At 44.8% G+C, this 26,236-nt stretch carries 17 protein-coding genes; 12 read left to right on the top strand and 5 right to left on the bottom strand.

From position 1 onward, the window contains the following. Positions 1–129: 129 nt before the first annotated feature. The 3 genes from CQ839_RS22610 to CQ839_RS22620 are packed head-to-tail and all read right to left on the bottom strand — an operon-like array spanning position 130 to position 4,812. A complete protein-coding gene (locus CQ839_RS22610; protein ID WP_103670564.1) occupies positions 130–993 on the bottom strand; it encodes a TniQ family protein in 864 nt (287 codons plus the stop codon). Further along, positions 983–2,107 (bottom strand): ATP-binding protein, encoded by a 1,125-nt coding sequence (locus tag CQ839_RS22615; protein ID WP_103670565.1) that lies wholly within the window; start codon positions 2,105–2,107, stop codon positions 983–985. Before CQ839_RS22615 ends, CQ839_RS22610 begins: the two co-directional genes overlap by 11 nt. Beyond that, complete coding sequence (locus CQ839_RS22620; RefSeq protein ID WP_219817838.1) at positions 2,101–4,812, bottom strand: DDE-type integrase/transposase/recombinase; 2,712 nt, start codon at positions 4,810–4,812, stop codon at positions 2,101–2,103. Before CQ839_RS22620 ends, CQ839_RS22615 begins: the two co-directional genes overlap by 7 nt. Positions 4,813–5,076: 264 nt before the next feature. Between CQ839_RS22620 and CQ839_RS22625 the strand changes: the two genes are divergently transcribed. Further along, entirely contained in the window at positions 5,077–5,427 is a 351-nt protein-coding gene (locus CQ839_RS22625; RefSeq protein ID WP_219817839.1) for a hypothetical protein, read from the top strand. Then, on the top strand, positions 5,342–5,695 hold the full coding sequence (locus CQ839_RS25825) for a hypothetical protein (RefSeq protein ID WP_258040842.1): 354 nt from the start codon (positions 5,342–5,344) through the stop codon (positions 5,693–5,695). The genes CQ839_RS22625 and CQ839_RS25825 overlap by 86 nt, the downstream gene beginning before the upstream one ends. A gap of 136 nt (positions 5,696–5,831) precedes the next feature. Here CQ839_RS25825 and CQ839_RS22635 read toward each other — a convergent pair whose 3' ends face one another. Next, positions 5,832–6,500, bottom strand: a complete 669-nt coding sequence (locus tag CQ839_RS22635; protein ID WP_103670566.1) for a glutathione S-transferase family protein — start codon at positions 6,498–6,500, stop codon at positions 5,832–5,834. Between the two features lie 207 nt (positions 6,501–6,707). On the opposite strand from CQ839_RS22635, the gene CQ839_RS22640 reads away from it, so the two are divergent. The 4 genes from CQ839_RS22640 to CQ839_RS22655 all read left to right on the top strand — a co-directional run bounded on the left by CQ839_RS22640 (position 6,708) and on the right by CQ839_RS22655 (position 15,919). Further along, positions 6,708–8,360, top strand: a complete 1,653-nt coding sequence (locus tag CQ839_RS22640; RefSeq protein ID WP_103670567.1) for a calcium-binding protein — start codon at positions 6,708–6,710, stop codon at positions 8,358–8,360. Positions 8,361–8,637: 277 nt separating this feature from the next. Further along, positions 8,638–9,540: an alpha/beta fold hydrolase gene (locus CQ839_RS22645; protein WP_103670568.1), complete on the top strand. Its 903-nt coding sequence runs from the start codon at positions 8,638–8,640 to the stop codon at positions 9,538–9,540. Positions 9,541–9,682: 142 nt separating this feature from the next. After that, positions 9,683–12,433 (top strand): tetratricopeptide repeat protein, encoded by a 2,751-nt coding sequence (locus CQ839_RS22650; protein WP_181016299.1) that lies wholly within the window; start codon positions 9,683–9,685, stop codon positions 12,431–12,433. A 312-nt stretch (positions 12,434–12,745) separates the two neighbouring features. Beyond that, complete coding sequence (locus CQ839_RS22655) at positions 12,746–15,919, top strand: tetratricopeptide repeat protein (protein ID WP_103670570.1); 3,174 nt, start codon at positions 12,746–12,748, stop codon at positions 15,917–15,919. 14 nt (positions 15,920–15,933) lie between these two features. Here CQ839_RS22655 and CQ839_RS25315 read toward each other — a convergent pair whose 3' ends face one another. After that, positions 15,934–16,101 (bottom strand): hypothetical protein, encoded by a 168-nt coding sequence (locus CQ839_RS25315; RefSeq protein ID WP_181016300.1) that lies wholly within the window; start codon positions 16,099–16,101, stop codon positions 15,934–15,936. A gap of 283 nt (positions 16,102–16,384) precedes the next feature. Here CQ839_RS25315 and CQ839_RS22665 point away from each other — a divergent pair, with 283 nt between their 5' ends. The 6 genes from CQ839_RS22665 to CQ839_RS22690 all read left to right on the top strand — a co-directional run bounded on the left by CQ839_RS22665 (position 16,385) and on the right by CQ839_RS22690 (position 26,232). Then, complete coding sequence (locus tag CQ839_RS22665) at positions 16,385–19,729, top strand: tetratricopeptide repeat protein (RefSeq protein WP_181016301.1); 3,345 nt, start codon at positions 16,385–16,387, stop codon at positions 19,727–19,729. 102 nt (positions 19,730–19,831) lie between these two features. Then, entirely contained in the window at positions 19,832–20,596 is a 765-nt protein-coding gene (locus CQ839_RS22670) for an HD-GYP domain-containing protein (RefSeq protein ID WP_103670573.1), read from the top strand. 4 nt (positions 20,597–20,600) lie between these two features. Next, positions 20,601–21,968 carry a hypothetical protein gene (locus CQ839_RS22675; RefSeq protein WP_103670574.1) on the top strand — a complete coding sequence of 456 codons (1,368 nt, stop codon included), beginning with the start codon at positions 20,601–20,603 and terminating at the stop codon, positions 21,966–21,968. Positions 21,969–21,985: 17 nt separating this feature from the next. Then, positions 21,986–23,140 (top strand): DUF1822 family protein, encoded by a 1,155-nt coding sequence (locus CQ839_RS22680; protein ID WP_181016302.1) that lies wholly within the window; start codon positions 21,986–21,988, stop codon positions 23,138–23,140. Between the two features lie 4 nt (positions 23,141–23,144). Further along, a complete protein-coding gene (locus CQ839_RS22685) occupies positions 23,145–25,583 on the top strand; it encodes a CHASE2 domain-containing protein (RefSeq protein WP_103670583.1) in 2,439 nt (812 codons plus the stop codon). Beyond that, a complete protein-coding gene (locus CQ839_RS22690; RefSeq protein WP_103670576.1) occupies positions 25,570–26,232 on the top strand; it encodes a hypothetical protein in 663 nt (220 codons plus the stop codon). The genes CQ839_RS22685 and CQ839_RS22690 overlap by 14 nt, the downstream gene beginning before the upstream one ends. The last annotated feature ends 4 nt before the right edge of the window (positions 26,233–26,236 follow it).

Raw genomic sequence — 26,236 nt, forward strand, 5'->3', positions numbered from 1 at the left:
GTGACAATTAGTGCTTTCGTTTTTTCTCTCTTCTCTCAACCAGACAAGTTAGTTGTCGCGACTGGTCAAGTTAATTGTCGTCTAATATGGCGCTTCGCAAGTTCCGATGCAAGGTTCAAATTGAAGTACTTATACCCATCCATAGAACCTAGCAAAGTTGACTTGGTGGACTACTAGGGGAAATTGATTGGGATCTATACTGGGAATATGTTTTGGTGGCAAAAATGAAGATGGGGTGTTAGCCACAAGTTGCTCAATATCGTCAAGCCACCAATATTGCCAATGCAATCCATGATCAACGCTATCGTCAAAAATTGCTTGCCATTCATTACAGGCATTCTCACAGATGATCTCTGACTGTGCATGACCTAACCATTGATGACAGTTTGAGCAGTATCCCGGACACGATTGCTCAGTCAACGCTAGAAATCGCAGTTGGCAATTAGGACATTTCGCCAGTAACTTCTGGTGTGGATGTCGCAGGCAAACATCATTATCAACCAGCAACCAAAGTAGGGGAGTATAGATTATGAGATCGTTATTGCGCCAATCTTGGTAACAGATTGGACACCAAGATTGGTAGGGCTGTAACAGACTAAAAGCAAATATTTCGCTAGCCCATCTCAAAAGACTCAACTGACATAAATCCTGTCGTCCTGTCAAGTCTTTAAGAGCCTGCACCAATCTCTGGGCTAATTCACCCCGAATTTCGTTCTCCTGAGTTAACGATCCACAACTACCAAATAATCGCTCAATCGTCTGACTATTAATCTGGAACCCCCTGTAGTACATCAGAGGAAACACTTCGCACAGCAGTAACTCCTTAGTTGTTAGACCATGGTACTGAGCCAAACGTGCAATATATCCAGTCAAACTTTCTACATGGAGCGTGCTAATACCAATTGGTTGGAGAGGAAATAGCTGACTTCGCCTCGGTATCAGAGGTTTTTCTAGATTCCAAAAGGTATCGATAGAGTAGCTGTTAACTTTCATGGGAGGTTACTCCTATTGGATCTCGCTTGGCTTGTCGCTGTCCTGGGCGAGGAGACGCAGAAGACCGATGCTGATTGGAAATATCGACCAATTCACTCTTGATAGCTCTCTCAGGAGACGTTTGTTTCTGCCAGCGCTTCTCACCAGATTCTGCTTCCTGCTGAATTTGTTTTCGCCTCGCTAAAGAATATTCATTTTGCTGTAAATGGTTTAGGAGTATTGTTTTTGCTCCCTCTGCTAATGCCATCCGCAACGCTTTGGTTAACCAAGCGTTCAAAATGCCAACGCAACCGATGGAATAGTCCAACAAATAGTCCTGGTGCTGCATCAAGTTCGGTTCTTCTAACAGCGGTAAATGTTCCTGAAACGTCTGAATCACCCGTCTGAACTCCTCTACATCTTCAGATTGTTCAGAAAAGTAACGCGCTAGGTGAATATCAGCGCTTCGCCGACTCACTTGCCCACTTAATGTGCAGCAATTCAACAAATCGTAGGTTCCAAACAAAACGTGAATGGTTTCAGTCAGGTTGGCAATTGATTTGAGCCAGTCCATTTGATGCAACATCTGTTTACCTCCTGCAACCATGACCAGGTGCTGAGCCTCGTCTATCATGAAGGCTTTGAGCCGATGGCGCTTCATAGATTGCTCCAAAATTCGGCGAAGGGTCTCTGGGTGCTTCCCCTGAAACCCTGGGTAATAGTAGGATGCACTCTTAGCTTGAACGTCAATATAATCGGTCTGAGATTGAAATGGGCTCAGGGCATCTAAAGCCCTCAGGTAGTAATCTTTGTAGCTGAATACTCCCTTCTCTGCTGGAACCGCCTCAATGGCAGCAACCTGAAGCTGATTAGGAACGTTGAGCATTGTGGGAAGAGCACTTTCCAAGAGTAGTTTTTCAGTCCGTCGTCGTAAAGTCGTTTTCCCGACTCCCGCTGGACCGACAACAAAGAAAACAGACAGATCAACTGGTGCTTCAATATTGAGCAGCAAGTTTGCTAGAGCCATCCGCAGCTTTTGATGGGGAACGGTAATGCTCTGGAAGTATGCCAATCGCTCAGTAGTTTTCTGCTCCAGAAGCTTTGAGGGGAAGGAACGGGAATCAATGCTTACCATAACTCCTTCTCCTTATATGACTGAATTGCATGAGATTCTTTTGGTGAGTCGATGTTTTCTAGTTGATGGGCAGTGACTAGGGGAGTACAAGTTGGTGGTGGCGCAATTCGATGGCTTGAACCATCATCATGAGGTAGAGCTTTATAGATATCTGAGACTGCCAGATCGTGTAATCTTTGCAGTTGCAATGTCTCCTGAGCCTCGGTGGATTCTAGATACACTGCAATTTCTTTTGTCCGCAAACTGACATGCTTGGCGTACTGTTGCTTTTGCCGCCGAAGTTCTAGGCTAGCGTAGCGCACTTCTTTCTCTGAACGTCCCTGCAAAGAAGCATAATGCTCAGAAATACACCTCACCCATTGGCCATTTACATAGGCATAAGCTATGCCCATATCAAATGGGTCATACCTCACGGGTACTTGGCTTCCCTCAACACTGGGTTGGCGGAATGAGTCATCAACTGACCAGTAGCGCAAACAGTTAATGGTAACCCCCTCACCCAGTTGCACTTTGGCTTTCCCCTTGGGCGTTGAAGGCAACGTAAAAATCCGAAAATTCTCATCATAGACAATGTGTCGTTGACTGCGGTTACCACTTTGAGCTATTCCACCTAAAAATGCTTCTCGTGGGCTCTGTCCCAACGCTGGATGTTCCTTTTGGTCGTAAACTTCGTAGCCATAACAGCAGAACTGTTCGTATAGCTCCGCTAATGTCCAGACTGCCAGACGCTTTGGATCGTTCGACTTAGTTATCTGTCGGACAAGTTTGCTCGCCTGCGTATTTCCCCTAAGGTTATAGAAAAACTCAGTGTTAGTCGTCCCAAACAAGCGTTCAATTAATGAGCCAAATCGTGGACTGGCTGGAGGACGTTGCTTTTTGGTGCATTCAAACGCAGCTAGGAGGGTTTCAAAGTAAATGCTGCCAAACTCAGCTCCGTTATCAACTACAAGGGTTTCGGGAAATTGCCCAAATCGTTGAACACAAAGGCGCAATACCATCATGCAGGAACGATAGGAGGGGCTATCAAAGCTCAAGTAAATTGCCAAAATCCTCCGAGAAAATGCATCCATCAGCACTGTTGCCCAAGGTCTGCCAAGGGATCGTCCAGTCCGAATGCAGACCAACTCAATATCTAATTCAGTATGGTCAATGTGGCAAATTTCAAATGGACGATCGCCATGACGAGGTGTTGTCAACTTTAGCTCATGGTAAACCTCTGTCTGGGGATAAGCCGCACGTTTGCCTTGTCGTCGTCGCGTTTGCTCATATCCTGCCCGTTGTTGAATCCGAAGACAGAAAGTTCTGTAACAGGGGCATGGATGAGCCAATTCGGTCTTCTCCCATTCTCTAAGAAGAATGCCGTAGACTGCTAGTTTCCCCTGCTGCTTCAGCGTCTCATAGTACCGCTCAATGATATGGTCAATAAATTCCCAACTCTCAGGCGGCAAGCGAGATTTGCGATTACCTTTGGCTGATTGGTGAGGTAGCAATCCGATATACCCCCAGCCATAGGTTTCTTGAGCGGTACGAAACTTTGCTTTCCAATAACGAATGGTGCGTTCAGGAACACTACTACCACTGCTAGATTGACCCTGTAAGTAAGGCTCTATTATTCTGTAATGCTTGTTGGCAATCTCCAAATCCCTAGGACTTGCTTGACGGATCTGTTCCCAGCAAACTGTGTCCTTGGTAGATGATTCAAGGGATGTCAAACCAGTGATACTTCCTTGGTGCACCAGACGGCTGAATTCGTCGTAATTCAACTGGATTAGCCCACTCTCACCTCGTAGTACAATCTGAGTTGTCCCCCTTTGTAAGATCGTCAAGATCTTGCCATCCCAACTCAAATCCTTGCCCACCGCGATATTTAAAATCTGAAGATTGCGGGTTGTTGTTGTGCTATGGCATGGCTTGACCACAGCATAAGCTTCTGCAATATGTGAGTCTTGAAATAAATGTACATGGTCTGGTTCTGCTAGTAGCTCATGTTCCAGATCTACATACAGTTGACGGGTTGCAATCAACGTGTGGATATCATCCACACTGCCGTCCCTAGCCACTTGAATTAATTCGGTAAGGGTTATTCCTGGGGTATTAGCGACTGCTACCTGAAGGGCTGTAATGATTTCCTCAGCCACAATATAGCCCTGGTTCAAATAGCTTCTCAAAAACTGGCGATTCCGATGAAGAGTCCAATTGATCTCACGGTCAGTTCGTAACCGATAGTAAACTCCTAAGGCCTCAACACTTTTGTCTGCTGGGGGGCTGTACCAATCTCCACTTGCACTCTGGCAGTAACGATGGGGTTGGCTTTGCGCCAATACCTTGAGTCGGGCTTCTGATTTCCACTCTTCAAATCCAGATGACGATTGTCTCATGACAAAGAAATCAGGCACGTGCGAACAGACAATCCGCCGACCACTTTTTGATTCATACGACAAAGTGAGTTTCAGGGGTTGGTCATAATATTCCAACACGTCGATACTTGACTCATATTCCTCAATAGCTGGCAATTCAACTTTGTGAGATTCAAACTGAATAGTTCTACCCATCTTCTGGCTGGGGTAACGACCACACACGTTATTGCCTCCCCCCCCTACTCGACGGATTGGTTCTGAGACTCGAATCTGCTGAACAATCTCGCAAGTTTTGGGTGAGAGTCCCAACTGATTGCACCATTCTTTGAATTGCTGGTTCCTTAACATTGGAACACCTGCTATAGAATGCTAGAACTACTGGTTCTGCTTAAGACCTGCAGGTATAGGAGTTTCAGTAGAAAAGCCTATGCTTGACTCTGCAATGCCTAGAGTAAAGATATCGCGACTTTCGGCAAGTTTATGCTTACAAAAATCGATTTTCGGCAAGTTTATCATGTCAACGATGGAACTCACTCTTATAACAAACAAACGTAATAATCATGCTTTTAGCTATTATGGCGGCAAGTTTATGGTATTAATAGCGGCAAGTTTATGGTCATATTCACAATCGTTTACCAAGTTTTACCAATGCCTAGCAATCTAATTGAGGCTTACAAGCAAGGTATGCAGGTTTACAGTCAATGTCATCCACAATCTGTGCGATCGCTTTGGGATGCGTTTTGTTCTGAATTGAGCGAGTTTCGCGCAGAGCCTTCGCAAGAGGAGGCTTGGGATGTTTTACATTCTTTTGGTCGTCTAACTTGGAAGTTAACTGGTATTCCTCTGTTTTGGTTGGCTAAACCAACGGTGGAGAAACATGGTCACAGATTTGCTAAGTCTGGCTGTATCCGCAGTTCGCGTAATTGTTTGGGTAATTGCTGCCAAAAGAATTCCGATGACTAAAGGTATTCCCGAAAAGTGTAAAAAGTGTGCGATGCTTTCGGCGGCTCAGGCTCAAGAACTTCATGGAGATGATGGCAATCGCTGTTGGAGTCCTAATGTTTGCTATAGTCGTCGCTCCTATGCTCGTCATCGCGATCGCCGTAATCTAATTCGTTCTCGCAAACGTAGTGATTCTGATACAAAATCTGATCGCAACCCTAAAGCATCTTCTCCAATCACTTCACAAAAGTCGAATCGCGATCGCACGACAATTCTAAAAACTCAGTAGCCCTAGTCATCGCCACATACAACAACCTTGCCTCGTCCACGATCGCATGAGACTGATGTCATTCTGGCGACGCAACTATGACGAAATTATTTAGAGATTGGATGAGAGAGGACATAGGCTAACGATCTAAAGGCGATCAAATCTTAGGAAAATTTTGCGGAAACATGGCACGAATAGTTTCTTCATCAAAGTTAGCTTTGAACTCAATGTCTTTGCCGATCGCTCTGGCTCTCTCAACAGCAGGACGGGCATTGACTGTCTCAAACCAGCGCTTTAAATGGGGAAACTCATCTAGGGCATTTTCTCCTAATACGCGAGGATAGCGATCTATCCATCCCCAAGCAGCTATATCTACGATTGTATAGCTATCTCCCAAAATAAATTGGCGATCGCTGAGGCGATCGTTAAGAATGCCATAGTGTCTTTCAGCTTCGCGACGATAGCGATTAATCGCATAGGGAATAGGTTCAGCAGCAGTTTGAAAATGTACGGCTTGTCCAGAATATGGCCCTAAGCCTGAAGCGATGAACATCAACCATGAAAGCATCTGCCCTCGATCTTCACTAATGAATTGCCCAGTTTTCTCTCCTAAATAGAGCAGAATTGCATTGGAATCAAAGATTGTATTTTCTCCATCTACGATCGCAGGAACTTTGCAGTTGGGGTTGATACTGCGATAGGCTGAACTATGTTGTTCTCCTTTAAAGATGTCCACTGAGACAATCTCGTAGTCTAGCCCAGACTCCTCTAGAAACAGTGCAACCTTCATAGGGTTAGGAGTTGTATGGAAATAAAAGCGAATCATAGAAACCCTTTTTATGGTTATTTTAGAATTTAGCATACTTCATATTGATTTTTTACTATGGCAATGATAGTGATCGCTGTTGGAATCCTGCTGTAATGCTTTTGCCCAATGAATTATTGTGGTGAAAATGCAAAACGGGATAAAAACTGCATATGCTCGCGAGCCTAAATATGTATGTAAGGGTGTAATTTAAAAACACTACAAATTATGGCTTCCATATACAAAACATTTGGCGCTGGTAACGATACTATTCAACTAGCGAACCCAGGTGCAGATGCGCTCTTTATTGATGGAGGAGCTGGTGATGATCGTCTCATCCTCAATTTCGGGCTTGGTGATGTTGGTACTGGTATGACTTTCGGCGCTACTACTTTCGGCACTGGAGTTGCCCGTCGATCTACTCTTGGTACAAATTCAACATCTTTGGATTACACATCATTCACCAATGTTGAGAATTTCAACATCTCAGGAACTAGCAAAGATGACAGCATCGTTGTTTCCTATGGAAATAATACGATTCGGACTGGTGCTGGTAATGACAGGGTGACAATCAATGCTGGGAGTTATGGTGTTAACTCCAATCGTGGTTTTGTGGATGGTGGATCGGGATTTGATTTTCTGACTGTTGATCTTTCTTCACAAACGAATGATCTCAGTTTTTCCAGCCTCCAAAATATGCGTTCACTTGGTGTATTTGCAGCAACTAATTTTGAGCAGTTTGATATCAAAACTGGTAGTGGTAACGATACGGTTATCCAATCTGCAATCATCAATGGTGCGGTTCTGAGAGCTAATGATGTCATCAGGACTGGAGCTGGTAATGACATTATCAATGCAGGATTGGGTGACGATAGTGTTTATGGTGGTGATGGGATCGATCGCCTCATTGCCGATTTTTCCATTGTTGATACGGGTAGTGGGCTAACTTTCAATGGTGGTACTCAATTTGGCTCTGCTTTCCGTAATGTCAGTAGTACGAGTAGTACTAGATTGGATAGTATCTTCTTTGATCGCGTTGAGGAGTTCACGGTTACGGGTACTAGCAAGAATGACACGATTACTACTTATGGTGGTAATGACATCATCAATGGTGGTGCTGGCAACGACACGATTCGTACTGGTGCTGGGAATGATGTTATCGATGGAGGAGATGGGAACGACATCCTTGATGGTGGTGCTGGGAATGACAAACTCTTTGGTGGTAAAGGCAGCGACACCTACATTGTTGATAGTATCGGAGATAGTGTTGTTGAACCCATACTCAGCACTGAAATTGACACTGTTGAGGCTTCCATTACCTACACTCTAGGACTCAATCTAGAGAATTTAACTCTGACGGGTTCAGGAGCAATTAATGGGACTGGCAATAGTCTTAACAATACTCTGCTTGGTAATTCGCGCAACAATACTCTGAATGGCGGCGATGGTAATGACACTTTGATTGGTGGTGGTGGTAATGACATTCTCATTGGCGGTGCTGGCAATGATGTCTTGACAGGTGGAGGTAATAACGATTTATTCCTTTACAACACGAATACTGCATTCAGAAGTGGCGCTGTTGGCATCGATCGCATTACCGACTTTGTAAAAGGAAGCGATAAGATCGTTCTGGATAAAACTACGTTCACAGCTTTGCAAAGTTTGGCTGCGACTGGTTTTAGTATTGGTAATGAGTTTGCTGTGGTTAGCAGTGATGCTGCTGCTCAGGCTAGTGCTGCCAAGATTGTCTACAATCAAGGAACTGGTTCATTGTTCTACAATCAAAATGGAGCTAGTGCAGGTTTTGGAACTGGCGCACAGTTTGCGACTCTGACTAGCAATCCATTACTAGCTGCTTCAGATTTCATTATTCAAGCTTGAGGAATATGGCTATAGCTAATCAAGTCAGGACATAAAACCCAAAAGAGAGTTGTGGCGCTTTGCGCTACAATTCTCTTTTGGGTTTTGGCACTTTGCGCTGTAACCCAAACCAAGAACTCAAGTTCTTGGCTAAAAGCTCAAGTCCACTGAAGTGGACTACAGAATACTTTTAAATAACCTGTTTCAGCGGGGTTGAACTTTTTGCCTGAACTTGAGTTCTTGGCTTAAATCAATAGTCTGGGCTAAACTTAGCTTCAACAAGAATAACTGCATACTTATGAGCGACCCAACTTGGTATCACGATACGATTGATACGAATGGCATAAAATTGCACTATGTCACACAGGGCGAAGGTGCACTGATGTTGTTTTTGCATGGATTCCCAGAATTTTGGTACTCATGGCGGCATCAAATCCCTGAGTTTGCGAAGGATTATAAGGTTGTGGCTGTTGATCTGCGGGGTTATAACGATAGCGATAAACCACAGGCTCAATCTGCTTATGTGATGTCCGAGTTTGTGGAAGATGTCAAATGTGTAATTGAAGGTTTGGGCTATGAAAGTTGTGTTCTTGTTGGTCATGATTGGGGAGGGGCGATCGCATGGTCTTTTGCTTATGCCTATCCTGAGTTGGTGAGTCGTTTGATTGTGATGAATTTGCCGCATCCTGCTAAGTTTGCGGCTGGGCTAAAGACTCCGCAGCAGATGCTCAAGAGTTGGTATATTGCGTTCTTCCAAATTCCGTTTTTGCCTGAGTTCTTGATTCAGTTGGATGATTATCGGCTGATTGGGGAGGCTTTTCGTGGGATGGCGATCAATCAGAGTGCTTTTACGGATGCGGATATTGAGCAGTATAAGAATGCTTTTGCTAAGCGTGGTGCTTTGACTAGTGCGATTAATTACTATCGCAATCTACCTAATAATCTATCTCAGAAGAAGGTGTGGGGTATGCTGAAGATGCCGACTTTGATGATTTGGGGTGAGGAGGATCGGGCTTTGGGTAAGGAGCTTACTTATGGGACGGAGGAGTATGTGTTGGATTTGCGGATTCGCTATATTCCTAATTGCAGTCATTGGGTGCAGCAGGAACAACCGCAGTTGGTCAATCAAATGATGCGTGAGTTTTTGGATGAGGTGAAGTTATCTAAGTCCCCTAAATCCCCCAATTCTGGGGGGCTTTGAAAGACTTTTATTTTCTTGTTCCCCCAGAATTGGGGGCTAGGGGGCGAATAACGGTCATTTTTCCTTTTTCCTTGAAAACTGCATATGCTTGGTGGGGTGAAATGTATGTAAGATCGTAATCATGCAGATCGGAGATATGGCTATGAATCTGAAATCTCGCAAAGGTGATGTTAGGGCTTCTCGTTTTTATGCATTGGCGTTTGTGGCTCTGACTGGGATTTTGGGCATGGTGTCGCCGCCTGATTTGGATTTGATGACGGCACAGGCACAAAGGACTCAAGACCGCGAAGCAGAGGCAGATCGGCTGATTAATCAAGGGACTCAGCAAAGAAGAATCGGTCAGTTTGAGTCAGCATTGCAGTCATATCAACAAGCTCTGATTATCTATCGCGAAATTAAATTTAGGCAAGGAGAACTGTGGGCATTAGGAGGAATAGGAAACGTTTACAATAACCTCGGCAAATATGACAAAGCGATCGAGTACCAATTGCAAAGCTTAGCGATCACGCAGGAACTCAAAGACCGTCTCGGTGAGGGAGCAGCGCTGGGAAATCTGGGAATCGCTTACTATTTCCTCGGCAAATATGACAAAGCGATTGAGTTCCAACTGCAAAGCTTAGCGATCACGCGGGAACTCAAAGACCGTCTCGGTGAGGGACACTCACTGGGGAATCTGGGAATCGCTTACGATTCTCTCGGCAAATATGACAAAGCGATCGAGTCCCAACTGCAAAGCTTAGCGATCAAGCGGGAACTCAAAGACCGTAACGGTGAGGGAAACTCACTGGGAGGTCTGGGAAACGCTTATTATTCCCTCGGAAAATATGACAAAGCGATCGAGTTCCATCTGCAAAGCTTAGCGATCGCGCGGGAAATTAAAAACCGTCTCGGTGAGGGACAAACGCTGGGAAATCTGGGAACCACTTACCGAAACCTCGGAAAATATGACAAAGCGATCGAGTTCCATCTGCAAAGCTTAGCGATTTCGCGGGAAATCAAAGACCGTCTCGGTGAGGGAGCAGCGCTGGGAAATCTGGGAACCGCTCACCGAAACCTCGGAAAATATGACAAAGCGATCGAGTTCTTTCTGCAAAGCTTAGCGATCACGCGGGAAATCAAAGACCGTCTCGGTGAGGGAAAGGCTCTGAATAATTTAGCAGTTGCCTACGAAAAACTAAATCGCGATCAAGAAGCAATGATTTCTTATCAGCAATCATTGACCATTGCTAGAGAGATCGGCAATAGAAGTGACGAAGGTTTAGCTCTCTCAAATCTAGGAAATGTATTATCCAAAGCAAAGCGTCCCGAATTAGCAATTCTCTTTTACAAACAATCGATCAACGTCCGCGAAGCGATCCGCAAAGACATCAACAAACTCGATAAAGACATCCAAAAATCCTATTTAGCCACAGTCGAAGACACCTATCGCAATCTTGCCGACTTACTTCTCAAACAAGACCGCATCCTCGAAGCCCAACAAGTCCTCGACCTGCTCAAAGTCGAAGAACTCAACGAATACCTCCGCATCCCCACCCGCAGCAGCCAAACCGAGCAAGGAACAGAACTGCGAACTCCAGAAAAAACCTTCATCGCCCTTGCCCTAGAACTCGACGGACTGCAAAAGCGTAAACTCGTCAATAACATCACCGCCGCCGAACAAGTAAGACTGAATCAACTTGTCAAATCTGAACAAGAACAACAAAATCAATTCATCGCCTTTCTCGATAGCGATCCCGTTCAAACCCTAGTCGATGAACTGCGCCTCAAGGAAAGACAACAAAACGTCGATATTACCAACAACTTTCAAAAGATCCGCAGCAGCATTCTTAAACAATATCCCAACGCTGTCCTCCTCTATCCCCTCATCCTCGAAGACCGTCTCGAACTAATTCTGCTTACCGCCAAAACCACACCGATCCGCCGCACCATCAACATCAAACGCGAAAAGCTGAATCAAGAAATTGCAGATTTTCTAGCAGGACTCAGAGACTCAGGCTCCGAAGATGTCAAAAAACCTGCACAGCAAATGTATACATGGCTGATCAAACCCTTTGAAACAGAACTAGCCGAACTAAAAATCGACACAATCATCTATGCTCCCGATGGACAATTGCGCTATATTCCCCTCGCGGCTCTCCACGATGGCAAACAATGGCTCATCGAAAAATATCGCGTCAACAACATCACTGCCGCATCTTTGATGGATTTTAATAAACCACCGATCGCCACACCCAAGATCTTTGCTGGAGCCTTTGGTAACGTCAATAAACAAGGCTTCTCAGGACTACCCGCCACCCTCACCGAAGTCAAAAAAATCGCCGATCGCTTTCCCAATACCACCACCCTTGTCGAAACCGCTTTCACCAAAGAATTAACCACCACCAACTCCAATTCCTACACCATTCTCCACTTAGCGACTCATGGACAACTCTCCACTGGTGATCCCAAAGATTCTTTCATTATCTTTGGCGATGGCGAAAAAGCGACAATTAAAGATATTCGCTCATGGGCTTTAACCAATGTGGATTTAGTGGTGTTAAGTGCCTGTCAGTCAGGACTTGGAGCCAAGTTAGGTTCAGGAGTTGAGATCCTCGGTTTAGGCTATCAAATGCAAGCCGCAGGAGCCAGAGTTGCGATCGCCTCACTCTGGAAAGTCGATGATGCGGGTACTCAAGCTTTAATGGAAGCTTTTTATGGTGAACTAAAAAAAGGCGATGTCTCCATTGTCGAAGCATTACGCAGAGCGCAGATTGCGATGATTAATAGCGACAAGATGGCAACAAATAATAGCGATCGAGCTGGCGTTAGAGTTGTGGGAACTGTGCCAAGTTCCTCGACATTATCCCATCCCTACTACTGGTCAGCATTTTTTGCGATCGGTAATGGGTTATAAGCCATAATCACGCAAAAACTACATGTTTTTTTTGCGATCGCTTGAACTTTGCAGAATGCGATCGCGGTTCGGTAATATAGACTGATGCGTACTGACACCATCTTCTTTCAGCTATTTCAAACCTTATGATGGCTTATTGTTTATCGCATTACAGATCGTTAATCGCGGTGATTTGCGTAAATGGTGGCGGTAATGCTGCGTCCCTACGGTAATTTTTTCCTTTTTCCTTTTTCCCTTTTCCTTGAAAACTGCATATGCTCGATCGCTTGATATGTATGTAGAATCGTAAGCACGCAAATCGGAGTTATTGCTATGAATCTACGCTCACGCTACGGACAGTCATTGTCGGCTATTTCTCTGGTTGTTTGTCCTTTGTTGGTGTCTGTTGTGACTTTGCCAGAGGTTGTTTTTGGGGCTGAGGTGCAGGAGTTAAGATCGCATTTGGGGTTGGTGGCACAGGCAACGACGGCGCGCAAAGCCGAGATAGATCGTCTGAGACGGTTGGGAAATCAGCAGTATTCTAAGAGGCAGTATCGTGAAGCATTTCAATCATGGGAACAATCCCTACAAATTTATCGAGAAATTGGCGATCTCTATGGTGAGGCAACGTTACTCAATAATTTGGGACTTGCATACAATAATATTGGACAGTATCAAAAGGCGATTGATTTCTATCAGCAATCCTTAGCGATCTTCAAGAAAACAGGCAATCATAATGGAGAGACAACGTCTCTCAATAATTTGGGACTTGCATACAATAATATTGGACAGTATCAAAAGGCGATTGATTTCTATCAGCAATCCTTAGCAATCAAAAAGCAAATCGGCGATCGCAATGGCGAGGCAACGTCATTTAATAATTTAGGTGCTGCATATAACCATCTCGGACAGTATCAAAAGGCGATTGATTTCTATCAGCAATCCTTAGAGATTTTTAAGAAAATCGGCGATCCTAATGGTGAGGCAACTTCACTAAATAATTTGGCTGCTGCATATAGATCTCTTGGACAGTATCAGAATGCGATTGATTTCTATCAGCAATCCTTGGAGATTTTTAAGAAAGTCGGCAATCGAAGGGGGGAGGCAACTTCGATCAATAGTTTAGGTACTGTATACAACTATCTTGGACAGTACCAGAAAGCAATTGGTTTCTATCAGCAATCCTTAGAGATCCGAAAGAAAATAGGCGATCGTAACGGGCAGGCAACATCTCTCGGTAATTTGGGTACTGCATATAAATATCTTGGACAATATCAGAAGTCGATTGATTTTTATCTGCAATCCTTAGCAATCAACAAAGAAATTGGTGATCGTAATGGTGAGGCAACTTCACTTAATAATTTGGGACTTGTATACAATGATATCGGAAAATATGAGAAGGCAATTGATTTTTATCTGCAATCTTTGGTAATCACAAAACAAATCAGATATCGCAATGGTGAGGCAACATCTCTCGGTAATTTGGGTGGTACATACAATTACCTTGGACAGTATCAGAAGGCAATTGATTTTTATCTACAATCTTTGGCAATCACAAAACAAATTGGTGATCGAAATGGTGAAGCAAGGTCACTCAACAATTTAGGACTTGCCTATAGATATCTTGGACAGTATCAGAAAGCAATTGATTTTTATCTGCAATCTTTGGCGATCCAAAAGGAAATTGGCTATCGTAGCGGTGAGGGAACTTCACTTAATAATTTGGGACTTGTATACAATGATATCGGACAATATGAGAAGGCAATTGATTTTTATCTGCAATCTTTGGCAGTACAAAAGGAAATTGGCTATCGTAGTGGTGAGGGAACGACAGTTAATAATTTAGGACTTGCATACAACTACCTTGGACAGTATCAGAAGGCAATTGATTTCTTTCAGGAATCTCTGGTAATTTCAAAGCAAGTCGGCAATCGTGACGGGGAAGGTCTATCTCTTAGTAATCTAGGTGGATTATTTGTAAAAAGAAAACAACCTGAACTTGCCATTCTCTTTTACAAACAATCGATCAACGTCCGCGAAGCAATCCGCAAAGATATTCGCAAACTCGATCAAGATATCCAGAAATCCTATTTAAACACTGTTGAAGGTTCCTATCGCCGCCTTGCCGATCTCCTCCTCAAACAAGGACGAATCATGGAAGCATTACAAGTCCTTGACCTCCTCAAAGTCCAAGAACTCCAAGACTTTTTCAAAGATGTCAAAGGCAACGAAAAAACTGCCCAAGGCATTGAACTACTCAACGAAGAAAAAGAATTTTGGCAGAGCTATAGCAAACAGAACATTGACTTGACCACAGCCAACACCCCGCAAATCTTGCAACAACTCCGCCAAACCGCCCCAGCCCAAAACATCAAACTCGCCGCCTACAAAGACCTGCAAACCAGACTCCAAAAACTAGGCTCCAACTCCGCACTCCTCTATCCCCTCATTCTCGAAGACCGCCTCGAACTCGTTCTCTTTGTCCCCAACGCACCACCGATTAGCCGCACTGTCAAAGTCACCCAAGCAGAACTAATCAAAGTAGCCGAACAATTTCGCGAAGACATCCAAAAGCCAAACTCCTTAGCAGTCCTAGATCCAGCTAATAAACTCTATAACTGGATGATCGAACCGATCGCTAATGACCTCAAACAAGCCAACATCCAAACGATCATCTATGCCCCAGACGGCGTAATGCGTCATGTTCCCCTTGCTGCCCTCTACGATGGCAAACAATGGCTGGTGGAAAAATATCGCATCAACTACATCACCGCCCTCAGCCTCACCAACATCGACCCACAAATCCAACAAGCCCCGCGCATCCTCGCAGGAGCCTTCACCGATCGCAGTGGCATTGTGAAAATTGGCGATAAAAATATTTCCTTTAGTTCTCTTCCCGCCGCTCTACCTGAAGTCGAGAATCTGGTTACCAACTTTCCTAATACCACCAAACTAGTTGACAAAGATTTCAATCGAAAGGCGATCGCATCCGACAATCTCAACCAATACAACATCATCCACTTTGCCACCCATGCCCACCTCGTCGCAGGTTCGCCCGAAGACTCTTTTGTCTTGCTGAATAACAATGAATATGTGACTCTGCGACAGGTTAAGGATTGGAAATTACCCAACGTCGGACTAGCAGTATTTAGCGCCTGTCAGACTGCTTTAGGCGGCAAATTAAGTAGCGGTATTGAAATCATCGGCTTTGGCTATCAGTTACAACAGGCTCAAGCGAGAGCTTCAATTGCCACCCTTTGGGAAATCAGCGATGGTGGTACACAAGCTTTGATGGGCAAGTTTTATGAAAGGATGAAACTCACCAGTTCTTCGGCGGAGGCGCTACAGCAAGCTCAGATTGACCTAATCCGCAGCAATGGCAAAAGTACTGACGAAAAACGCGCTGGTGTGCGAATTACTTGGCAAGGCATCAAACCAGAAATCGAAAGCCAACTCAATCATCCCTATTACTGGGCTCCTTTTATCCTGATTGGGAATGGATTTTAGTTTTGGGTGCAGCATTATCGTTTGGCGATCGCGATGGTATGCGTAAATGGTGGTGGTAATGCTTTGCGATGATTTTTGATGGGATGGTCAAAATTTCTATTGCCATCAACACCAATAATCTGTAGGGGTAAAGCATTTGCGACACAATTTTTAAACTCTTCACAAAAAATCTCTGTACGCAAATGCTTTACACTCTTCGCTCTCACCGATAAATTGTGGCTGCGTTGTGGGGTTTGGGCGAAGCATTACCATTTGGAGATTGCAGTGATATGCATGAATGGTGGCGGTAATGCTTCGCCCCTATGCTAATTTTTCCTTTTTCCTTGAAAACTGCATATGGTCGGGTGACGAAATAGCTAGATATTGGTAAGTTTGATAGTACTCAGTCGAGGCGATGTGATTATGTGCAAGGCAATCTCTAGTAATATGTCTGAAAATCAGCAACCTGTAAGGAGGAGCGCGAAGATGAGTCTGAAATCGTTTAGTTTTAGATCGCTGGCAGGTGGTGTCCTTGCAACGTTGGTTTTATCCATTGCCCCAATTTCTTTTTCTGCGCTCTATTTTCTAGAACCTATTGCTGCTCAAACAACACAAGACCGTAAAACAGAGGCAGATCGCCTAATCCAGCAAGGGCTTCAGTTATCCCGAACCAGTCGCTATCGAGAAGCTATTCAAGTACTTGAATCGGCTCTAGGGATCTATCGCGATATTAAGGAGCGCAATGGTGAAGCAACGTCACTTCTTGGTTTAGGATTACAATACAATAATCTCGGACAGTACCAGAAAGCGATTGATTTCTATCAGCAATCTTTATCGATCCGAAAGCAAATTGGTGATCGCAATGGTGAAGCAGCGTCTCTCAATAATCTGGGTGGTGCATACTACAGTCTCGGACAGTACCAGAAAGCGATTGATTTCTATCAGCAATCCTTATCGATCCGAAAGCAAATTGGTGATCGCAATGGTGAAGCAGCGTCTCTCAATAATCTGGGTGGTGCATACTACAGTCTCGGACAGTACCAGAAAGCGATTGATTTCTATCAGCAATCTTTATCGATCCGAAAGCAAATTGGTGATCGCAATGGTGAAGCAGCGTCTCTCAATAATCTGGGTGGTGCATACTACAGTCTCGGACAGTACCAGAAAGCGATTGATTTCTATCAGCAATCCTTATCGATCCGAAAGCAAATTGGTGATCGCAATGGTGAAGCAGCGTCTCTCAATAATCTGGGTGGTGCATACTACAGTCTCGGACAGTACCAGAAAGCGATTGATTTCTATCAGCAATCCTTATCGATCCGAAAGCAAATTGGTGATCGCAATGGTGAAGCAGCGTCTCTCAATAATCTGGGTGGTGCATACTACAGTCTCGGACAGTACCAGAAGGCAATTGATTTCCTTCAACAATCCTTACCAATTGTAAAGCAAATCGGCAATCGCTATGGTGAAGCAAAGTTACTCAATAATCTGGGTGGTGCATACGGAAGTCTCGGACAGTACCAGAAAGCGATTGATTTCTATCAGCAATCCTTATCGATCCAAAAGCGAATCGGCGATCGCAATGGTGAAGCAACGTCACTTAGTAATCTAGGTGGTGCATACGACAATCTCGGACAGTATCAAAAAGCAATTGATTTCTTTCAGCAATCCTTATCGATCAAAAAGCAAATCGGTGATCGCAATGGTGAAGCAACGTCTCTCAATAATCTGGGACTTGCATACAGAAGTCTCGGACAGTACCAGAAAGCAATTGATTTCTACCAGCAATCCTTAGCGATCCAAAAGCAAATCGGTGATCGCAATGGTGAAGCCGCGTCTCTCAATAATTTGGGACTTGCATACGACAATCTCGGACAGTATCAAAAAGCAATTGATTTCTACCAGCAATCTTTACCAATCTTTAAGCAAATCGGCGGTCGCAATGGTGAATCAAGGTCTCTCAATAATCTGGGCAGTGCATACGGTAGTCTCGGACAGTATCAAAAAGCAATTGATTTCCATCAGCAATCCTTAGCGATCCAAAAGCAAATCGGTGATCGCAATGGTGAAGCAAAGTCTCTCAATAATCTTGGCAGTACATACCATAGTCTCGGACAGTACCAGAAAGCGATTGATTTCTATCAGCAATCCTTAGCGATCCAAAAGCAAATCGGCGATCGCAATGGTGAAGCAACGTCTCTCAATAATTTGGGAATTGCGTATAACAGTCTCGGACAGTACCAGAAAAGCATAAATTTTTATCAGCAGTCCTTACCTATCTTGAAGCAAATTGGTGATCGCAATAGTGAAGCAACGTCTCTCAATAATCTGGGATCGCTATTTGCTCAACAAAAACAAACCGAACTCGCAATCCTCTTTTACAAACAAACAATCAACGTCCGCGAAGCAATCCGCAAAGACATCAGCAAACTCGATAAAAACCTGCAAAAATCCTATCTATCCACAGTCGAATATACCTATCGCGACCTCGCCGATACCCTCCTCCTACAAGACCGCATCATCGAAGCCCTACAAGTTCTCGATCTTCTCAAAGTCCAAGAACTCGAAGACTACCTCAAAAACATCAAAGGCAGCGACAGATCGGCGCAAGGTGTCAGACTTTTAGCACCAGAGAAAGCCCTTAGCGATAAGCTGTTAGCGGTTAGCCCTGACAACAGCAAAGACATCAACAATCAACTTGCCAATCAAATCCAACAACTTCCCAAAACCGAAATCAACAAAGTTCCCGACTATCTCAACCAGATCCCGCAGGGAACCGTATTACTCTATCCATTCATCCTAGGCGATCGCCTCGAAATCATCCTCTTCTCACCCAACAACCTCCCCATCCGCCGCACCGTCAAAATCTCCAAAGATCAACTCCAAGAATTAGTCACAGACTTTAGAGCAGGACTGCAAAATAACGGCTACGCAGATGTCAAAATACCCGCCGCCAAACTCTACGATCTGCTGATAAAACCCATCGAAGCCGAACTGCTCCAATTCAAAGCCGACACTATCCTTTATGCACCCGATGGACAACTACGCTATGTTCCTCTCGCAGCCCTCTATGACGGCAAACAATGGCTCATCGAGAAATATCGCATTAGTAACCTCATCGCCTATACCCTCACCGACTTCACCGCCAACCCCAAGAAACAACCCAGCATCCTCGCAGGAGCCTATGGCAACGTCAATCACAAAACTGGCGAAGCAACATTATCACCCTTACCAGCCACCATCACAGAAGTCCAAGCGATCGCCAACTCATTCACCAACTCAGTTACCTTTATCGAAGACAAATTTAGTCGTCAAGCGATCGAATCTCAACTCAAAAATTATAATATTTTGCACCTCGCCACCCATGCCGAATTTAACACAGGTGTACCAGACAACTCCTTTATCATCTTCGGCAATGGCGACAAAATCCGCCTCAACGAAATCACCGATTGGCAAATCCCCAATATCAATTTGATCATCTTGAGTGCCTGTCAGACTGGACTCGGCAAACTCGGTGAAGGGGTAGAAATCTTAGGCTTTGGCTATCAAGTCCAAAAAGCAGGAGCCAAAAATGCGATCGCCTCTCTCTGGAAAGTTGATGATGCTGGTACACAAGCCCTCATGGATGCTTTTTATGCAGAACTAAAAAAAGGCGATGTCTCGATTGTGGAAGCATTACGCAGAGCACAGATTGCGATGATTAATAGCGACAAGAAGGGGACAGGTAGCGATCGCGCTGGAATTAGAATCGTGGGAACAGTGCCAACTTCCTCGACATTATCCCATCCTTATTATTGGTCAGCATTTTTTGCAATCGGTAATGGATTGTAAGCAAAATTTACTGACAACTTACATAAAACTGCATATGCTCTAAAGACGTAATAGGTATGTATAGGCAAGACCAAAATAAAAAACCAGACAGGACATACCTTCATGAGCTACTACGCCCTCTACGAACAATTACAAGAACTTCAACAAACATTACCCCCGATCGCAGATATCATCAACCGCCTTGATCCAGAGACAAGACAACATAGTGAACGCCTCGCACTCGCCGCTCAACAATTTGGCGAATACCTTGCACTCCCAAAACGCGATCGCCAACTACTTGTATGGGGCGCATATATCCATGACATCGGCAAAAGTGCCATTCCTTTGGAGATTCTCCTTAAACCTGCGAAATTGACCGTCTCTGAACATCAAGTCATTAAAGAACATACAGAGATTGGTGAAAGCCTCTGTCCATTGCCAGACTCAATGCGTGAAGTTGCCCAGATCATTCGTCATCACCATGAGCTATGGAATGGCTGTGGCTACCCCGATCGCCTAATTGGTGAAGAGATTCCTTATTTAGTGAGGATCGTGCAGATTCTTGATGTTTATGACGCATTAACCCATAAACGTTGCTACAAACGCGCCTACTCATCAATGGAAGCGATCGGGATTTTACTGATCGAAACCACCAAAGGCTACTATCAGCCAGAATTGATCGCCGAGTTTATGACCTTTAAGGAAATAGAAGATCATTTCGGCGATCGCTCAAGTATTGTAGAGTCGATGATGCATACAAATATGAGCAATAGAGCCATGTATGACATGGAATATACTCTCAATATATCTGAAGAGATCGTGGCACAAAGCTTACAAAATTGGCAGCATCCTTTCGCTTGTCAAAGTGATGCAATTAGCATAGGTTGAACAAATGGCGATTCTTTGGCGGTATTGGCAACTAGTGCGCTTGGACAGTAGCGGCAAGACTCGGACTGATGTGATCTCTAGGGCAAAAAATTATTTTGAGCAAAGATATCCATTAGTTGATGAGAGCGACATAGATGATCTCGACGATCGCGCGATCGCTAAGGCTCTATGGCAAGTCATGGCTCAAGAAATCAATGCTTTTCTCTGCTTGCGTTGCTATATTTCCCATCAGATTTTGCAAGTTTGCATTCAACTAAATAGCCAATTTGGCAATCACTACGGATTCAGTCTTGAGGAGATTTTGCCCTATGTCCTTGATGATGATGGCAAGTCTGACCACAGTGCCTATCAACCAGTGAGCTATCAGATTTTACAAAAATTTGACCCAGAGCGCAGCAACCTATCCACTTGGACGACAAGGCTAGTTAAACAACATCGCGAACTAAATGCTTTTTTGCTCCAGCATGGCGTTTACCTCCTCAGTGATTGGGCGATTCTCAATGACACTAACCCCAAAAAACTGCAACGAGTTCTCTCTGACTTTCATCAACTGACCAAGCCAGAAATTGCATCGGCGATCGCTCTTCTAGAGAGTTACCATGCCATCTACCGCCAAGAGCGTCTACGTCTACGTCAACAGGGTCAAGCCTTAGGGCAATGTCAACCACCCACCACCACCCAACTACAGCAAATCGCTCAACTTTTAAAAACAGCGATCGCCCCTGATGCGATCCTCAAGCGTCTCCAAGCCCTTGCCCAACTTCTACGCCAACATCGCATCCATGTGCGCGGAAATCTGCCTACTACCTCCATTGATGCTCCTAGCACTAAACCTGTAATCGAAACGATTGCGATCACCGATCATGGTCAGGAAATAGAAGGACAGACTCAGTTTTTACAAAACTATCGCCAACTGATGTTGCTCTCCCTCGATGGTGCTTTTGAAAAAGCGATCACTGTCCGTCTGCAAGGCAAGAGTACAAAAGCACAACAGAAAGCCAAAATCTTTGCGATCGCATTGCAGCTATTTCATTGTCAGGGGATGACGATGGGCGAGATTGCGGCTCAAGTGGGATTAAAGGCGCAGTTTGAAGTGACCCGTTTACTAAAGCTCAAGGAATTTCGCGCTGATGTCCGCCATTATTTATTGCAATCCCTGCAAGCAAAAGTAACGGAGCTGGCGGCTGAGCATATTAGTCTAGATCGCTTAATTGCCCTAGATCGTGAAATCAGCAATGCTCTTGCCGAGCAAGTTGACCTCTTACTCAGAGATGCCGAAACCGATGCTAAAACCACCAAAAGCCACACCACAGGAACCATATTTTCCCGCCGCCTTTGTTTACATTTAGATAATCGGAGTTATCCATCATGATCTGTACAATAGAAAAAATGAACGCTTTGATAAACGAGTTTGAAACTTTGGATAATGACGCGATCGCCCTATCATCTGACAGCTTGCAAACGGCGGCAAACCTGAGCGAACTTGTGACCATGAGATCGCAACAATGGCAAGCCTATTTCAATGCCCTTGCCCTATTTGGGTTTGAAGCATGGTTACAAGAACGCGCTCCTGATGTGCGACTAGAACGAGACAATGCTTCAGTATTTGAGCCAACCCAAGCGGGAGCGATCGCGGCTACCTATGGACTTACCGTCAATCAGTTTCGAGTTTGTCTAATTCCCATTGATAGCGAACCAGATACTGTTATTTCTCTAAGTCGGATTCTCATAGAATCAGCAGAATTTAGACCGCATTTCTATGTGCTAGTGGAACTTTATGAAGAACAAGAACAAGCCATTATTAAAGGGTGGTTGCGCGCTGACAACCTGATCGCTAGACAGTCTGAACTTAGTCTAAGTACAGATTGGAAGTACGAAATACCGCAAGCATGGTTTGAGCCTGATTGTGACAACCTGCTGCTATATTGGCGCTGTGCATCTCCAGCCATGATTGATTTACCGAGTCTCGCGCCTACGATCGCTAGTGATCGCTACTCATGGTTACAGCTTTTGACTCAACCTGCGATCGATACCGCCCAATGGTTACAGGAAGAATGGCAGGCTCTCGTAAACGATCTAACTTGGGTACTATTACCCCCCGTCGCCAGTGCATCAGGTTTACGCTCATCGGGAGCGACTTTAAACCGTTCCCCACTTTCGGAATTAGAGACAATCCTGACTGCGATCGAGCGTACAGGAATGCGATTGCCCAGTAATGCTCGCGCCGCCTATCAAGATTTCGAGCTTGGTGAATATCCGTTGCGACTCTATGCCGTGATTGGTTCTGAGGTCGCAACCGATGGCGCGATCGCATGGTCATTGCTTGCCATTCTTGGCAAGGCTACGGATCGAGATTTACCAGTAGATTTGATTTTGCAGATTTCTGATATTACGGGCGTACTGGTGGAACGACAATTAGAAGCACGAGGAGCCTATCTATTTGCAGAAGTGGAAGGCACTCCAGAGGAACGCTTTTTAGTAACTGCGGCTCTCGCTGATGGCACAACGCGATCGCTACCACCTTTTGCATTTCAAGCTGAGTAAATCGATGCTATATAAACTTAAGGTCTGGCATATTGAGCGCCAATGCTTATTTGATTTGACATGGGGAAAAGGACAGCAATTGTCAGCGCGTTTAACATTTCCAGAGACGCTCACGACTCTTTATCAAACTTGGCAACTTGCCTATTTGAATTTTTACAAATCCGCCTTAAGAGCCAAAGTTAAGGGTAGCGGCAGTATTCCTGCTCCGACAATTGATTGGCGGGCTAATCTCGTGCAAGCAGAAGCTCAATTTTTAGCGGAGTTCCATTATTGGCTCAATAGTGCGGAACTCGTACCAATTCGCGCTGAAATTGCTAGAGCATCCGCGCAGCCGAATAATGCCAATGTAATTGATGTTTTTCTCACCTGCGAGGCGCTAGAACTCGCGCGATTTCCTTGGGAGACATGGGAAATTGCCACGACTTTAGCGATCACTAAACCAATTCGCATTTCGAGATCGCCTGCAAATATTCGGGCGGAAGTTTCACAGAGAAAGCGACAGGGGAAATTACGGGTACTTGCGGTTTTGGGGGATGATACGGGGTTAGACTTTCAAGCCGATCGCTTTGCTTTGCGATCGCTATCAAAAGTTGCGGAAGTCACTTTTATCGGTTGGCAAGCGGGCAAAGACAATAACGATCTGAAGGAACAAATTCGCCTTGCGATCGCTGACGAACGGGGTTGGGATATTCTCTTTTTTGCGGGACATAGTAATGAAAGTGCAATTTCTGGTGGAGAGCTAGGCATCGCGCCGAATCAATCGATTTTCCTGAGTGAAATTGCGCCGCAATTATTATTCGCAAAAACTAGAGGGCTACAGTTTGCGCTGTTCAATTCTTGCAATGGTTTAAGCATTGCCGAAGCGCTCATTGATTTGGGGTTAAGTCAAGTCGCGGTGATGCGCGAACCGATTCAGAATCAAGTTGCCCAAGAATTTTTGGCAAGATTCCTACCCAGTTTAGCCGAGGGTAAAGATGTCCGCGCTGCACTCTTGGTCGCTTGTCAACATTTGAAATTAGAAAAGAATCTCACTTATCCATCCGCTTATTTAATTCCGTCACTATTTTGTCATCCTGAGGCAGTTCCCTTTTGTTTACCACCGCCAAATTGGCGGAGAAGGATTGGGAAATTACTCCCCTCTCCCAAACAAGCGATCGCTGTTAGCACTCTAGCGGCTCTCAGTCTTTGGTATCCTGCCCAAGACTGGTTACGCGAAACCCGTGTCTGGACGCAAGCCATCTATCGTGATGTCACGCAGCAAGTGCCGATTGCCAAACCTCCCGTGCTGCTGGTGCAAATTGATGAAGCTTCGATTCAGCATTTGGATGGACGCAAAAAGAATATTCTCGATCGCCGTTATCTTGCCAAAGTTCTCGATAAAGTACAGCAGTTGCAACCCAAGGTAATTGGTATCGATTATCTGTTAGATAGCTCTATGCAAGAGTATCCTGATGAAGATCGCCAATTGCGAGAAACAGTGGAGAATGCTGTCCGTAAGCAGATTTGGATCGTTTTTGCGACGGTACAGGGTCCGAATGCTTGGGTAGTCACCGATGAAATGGCTCTCTCTCCATCGGTAGTAAATCCGAATGCAACTCTGCGCGGTTATGTAAATGTGCCGCCTTGGTATATGGAAGTTCTCCCTAATCAAGTAAGTTGTAGCGATCGCTGTCCTTTTGCTTATCTATTGGCTCTTGCCTCGGCGGTATCCCTGAGGAACGATCCGAGCCTACCAAAACCCAGTCTAGACAGTCGCAGTGATTTGCGTAGTCAACTAATAGAATCTCTTAAAGCAAATCCTCAGCGCTCAGATTTAACCAATTATTTACATCGTTTACGATTGCCAGCAATTTATAATTTTTCTCAAAAATTTGACCAGCTTTGGTTACAACCGATTCTCGATTTTTCGATTCCTCCCGATCGCGCATTTCAGGCAATTACGGCAAAAGAGGTATTGAGCGATAACTTTGATGTTAATTCTCTATCAACTCATCCGATTGTGATCATTGCTCCAGGTGGTTATCGACAGGCAGGAGTTGATCGCGAAGGACAGGATAATTTCTCAGTACCGATGGCGATCGCTTATTGGCGCAATAAATATCCTGCGATCGCTACGGTTCCCCATGCGTTTGTGGGTGCGGAAGCCCATGCTTACACGGTGCATCATTTCCGATCGCGACATCTGGTTGTTCCCATTCCCGATCTGTGGATGATCGCGATCGCATTGATTTTAGGTCGAGCTACGGCTCTGATCTATTTACAGCGCGATCGGCGTGGAACTTATTGGGCGATCGGTTTAGTCATCACTAATTCAATCTATGCTGTGGCAAGTTGGCAATGGTATATTTCAGGCTTAGTTTTGTTGCCTTGGTTGCTGCCTTCATTGACATTTTGGATCTGTGTTTTACCTGTTTTAAGGAGAAAGTCTCATGGTGCGCGTTAATTGGTGTTGTGGAATATTGGTGGCGATCGCGATCGGGCAAGGTGTGTTTCCTATTGAAACCATACAAGCTTCTCCTTGGGACAATATTTTAGAAAGTTTTTCACGCCGCCCGAAGCCTCCTCTGGGTGGTCGTGGTGATGAGTTTTGTGCGATTTCTCCGCGCCGCCTTCCTGATGGGATTGAGCGTACTTCGGGCGATCGCTTATTGTTTGTCTGGAAGGGATCAATCAGTAAGATTGAAGTCCATGCTAAAGGTGTTGCTGCGCCGCTATGGAGTCAATTGGTAAACAGCGAGGCGCGTCAATGGCTTTATACTGGGACTCCTTTGCTAGCGGGAGCGCATTATGAATGGTGGATTTTTAATCGCTTTGCAGTGAATGAAACTGAGCCAACATTTCGGGTTCCTTTTCAAGTTATCGAGTCATCGGAACGCGATCGCGTGACTCTAGAGCTTACGGAATTAAATTCTCAAATTAGAGATACAAAGAAATGGGTGAGTGCGGAAGAGTGGTCAAGAAAGCGATCGCAATATTTTATTTCGCAGGGGTTATTTGTGGATGCAATGCGGGAGATTCTATCAGTGCTGCGTCCATCTCAGGAGTTGAGAACTATTTGGCAGCAGATTCCTGTTGATTTGTGTAAAAGGTAAAGTG

Origin of the sequence: Pseudanabaena sp. BC1403, assembly GCF_002914585.1 — a bacterium.
GTDB lineage: Bacteria > Cyanobacteriota > Cyanobacteriia > Pseudanabaenales > Pseudanabaenaceae > Pseudanabaena.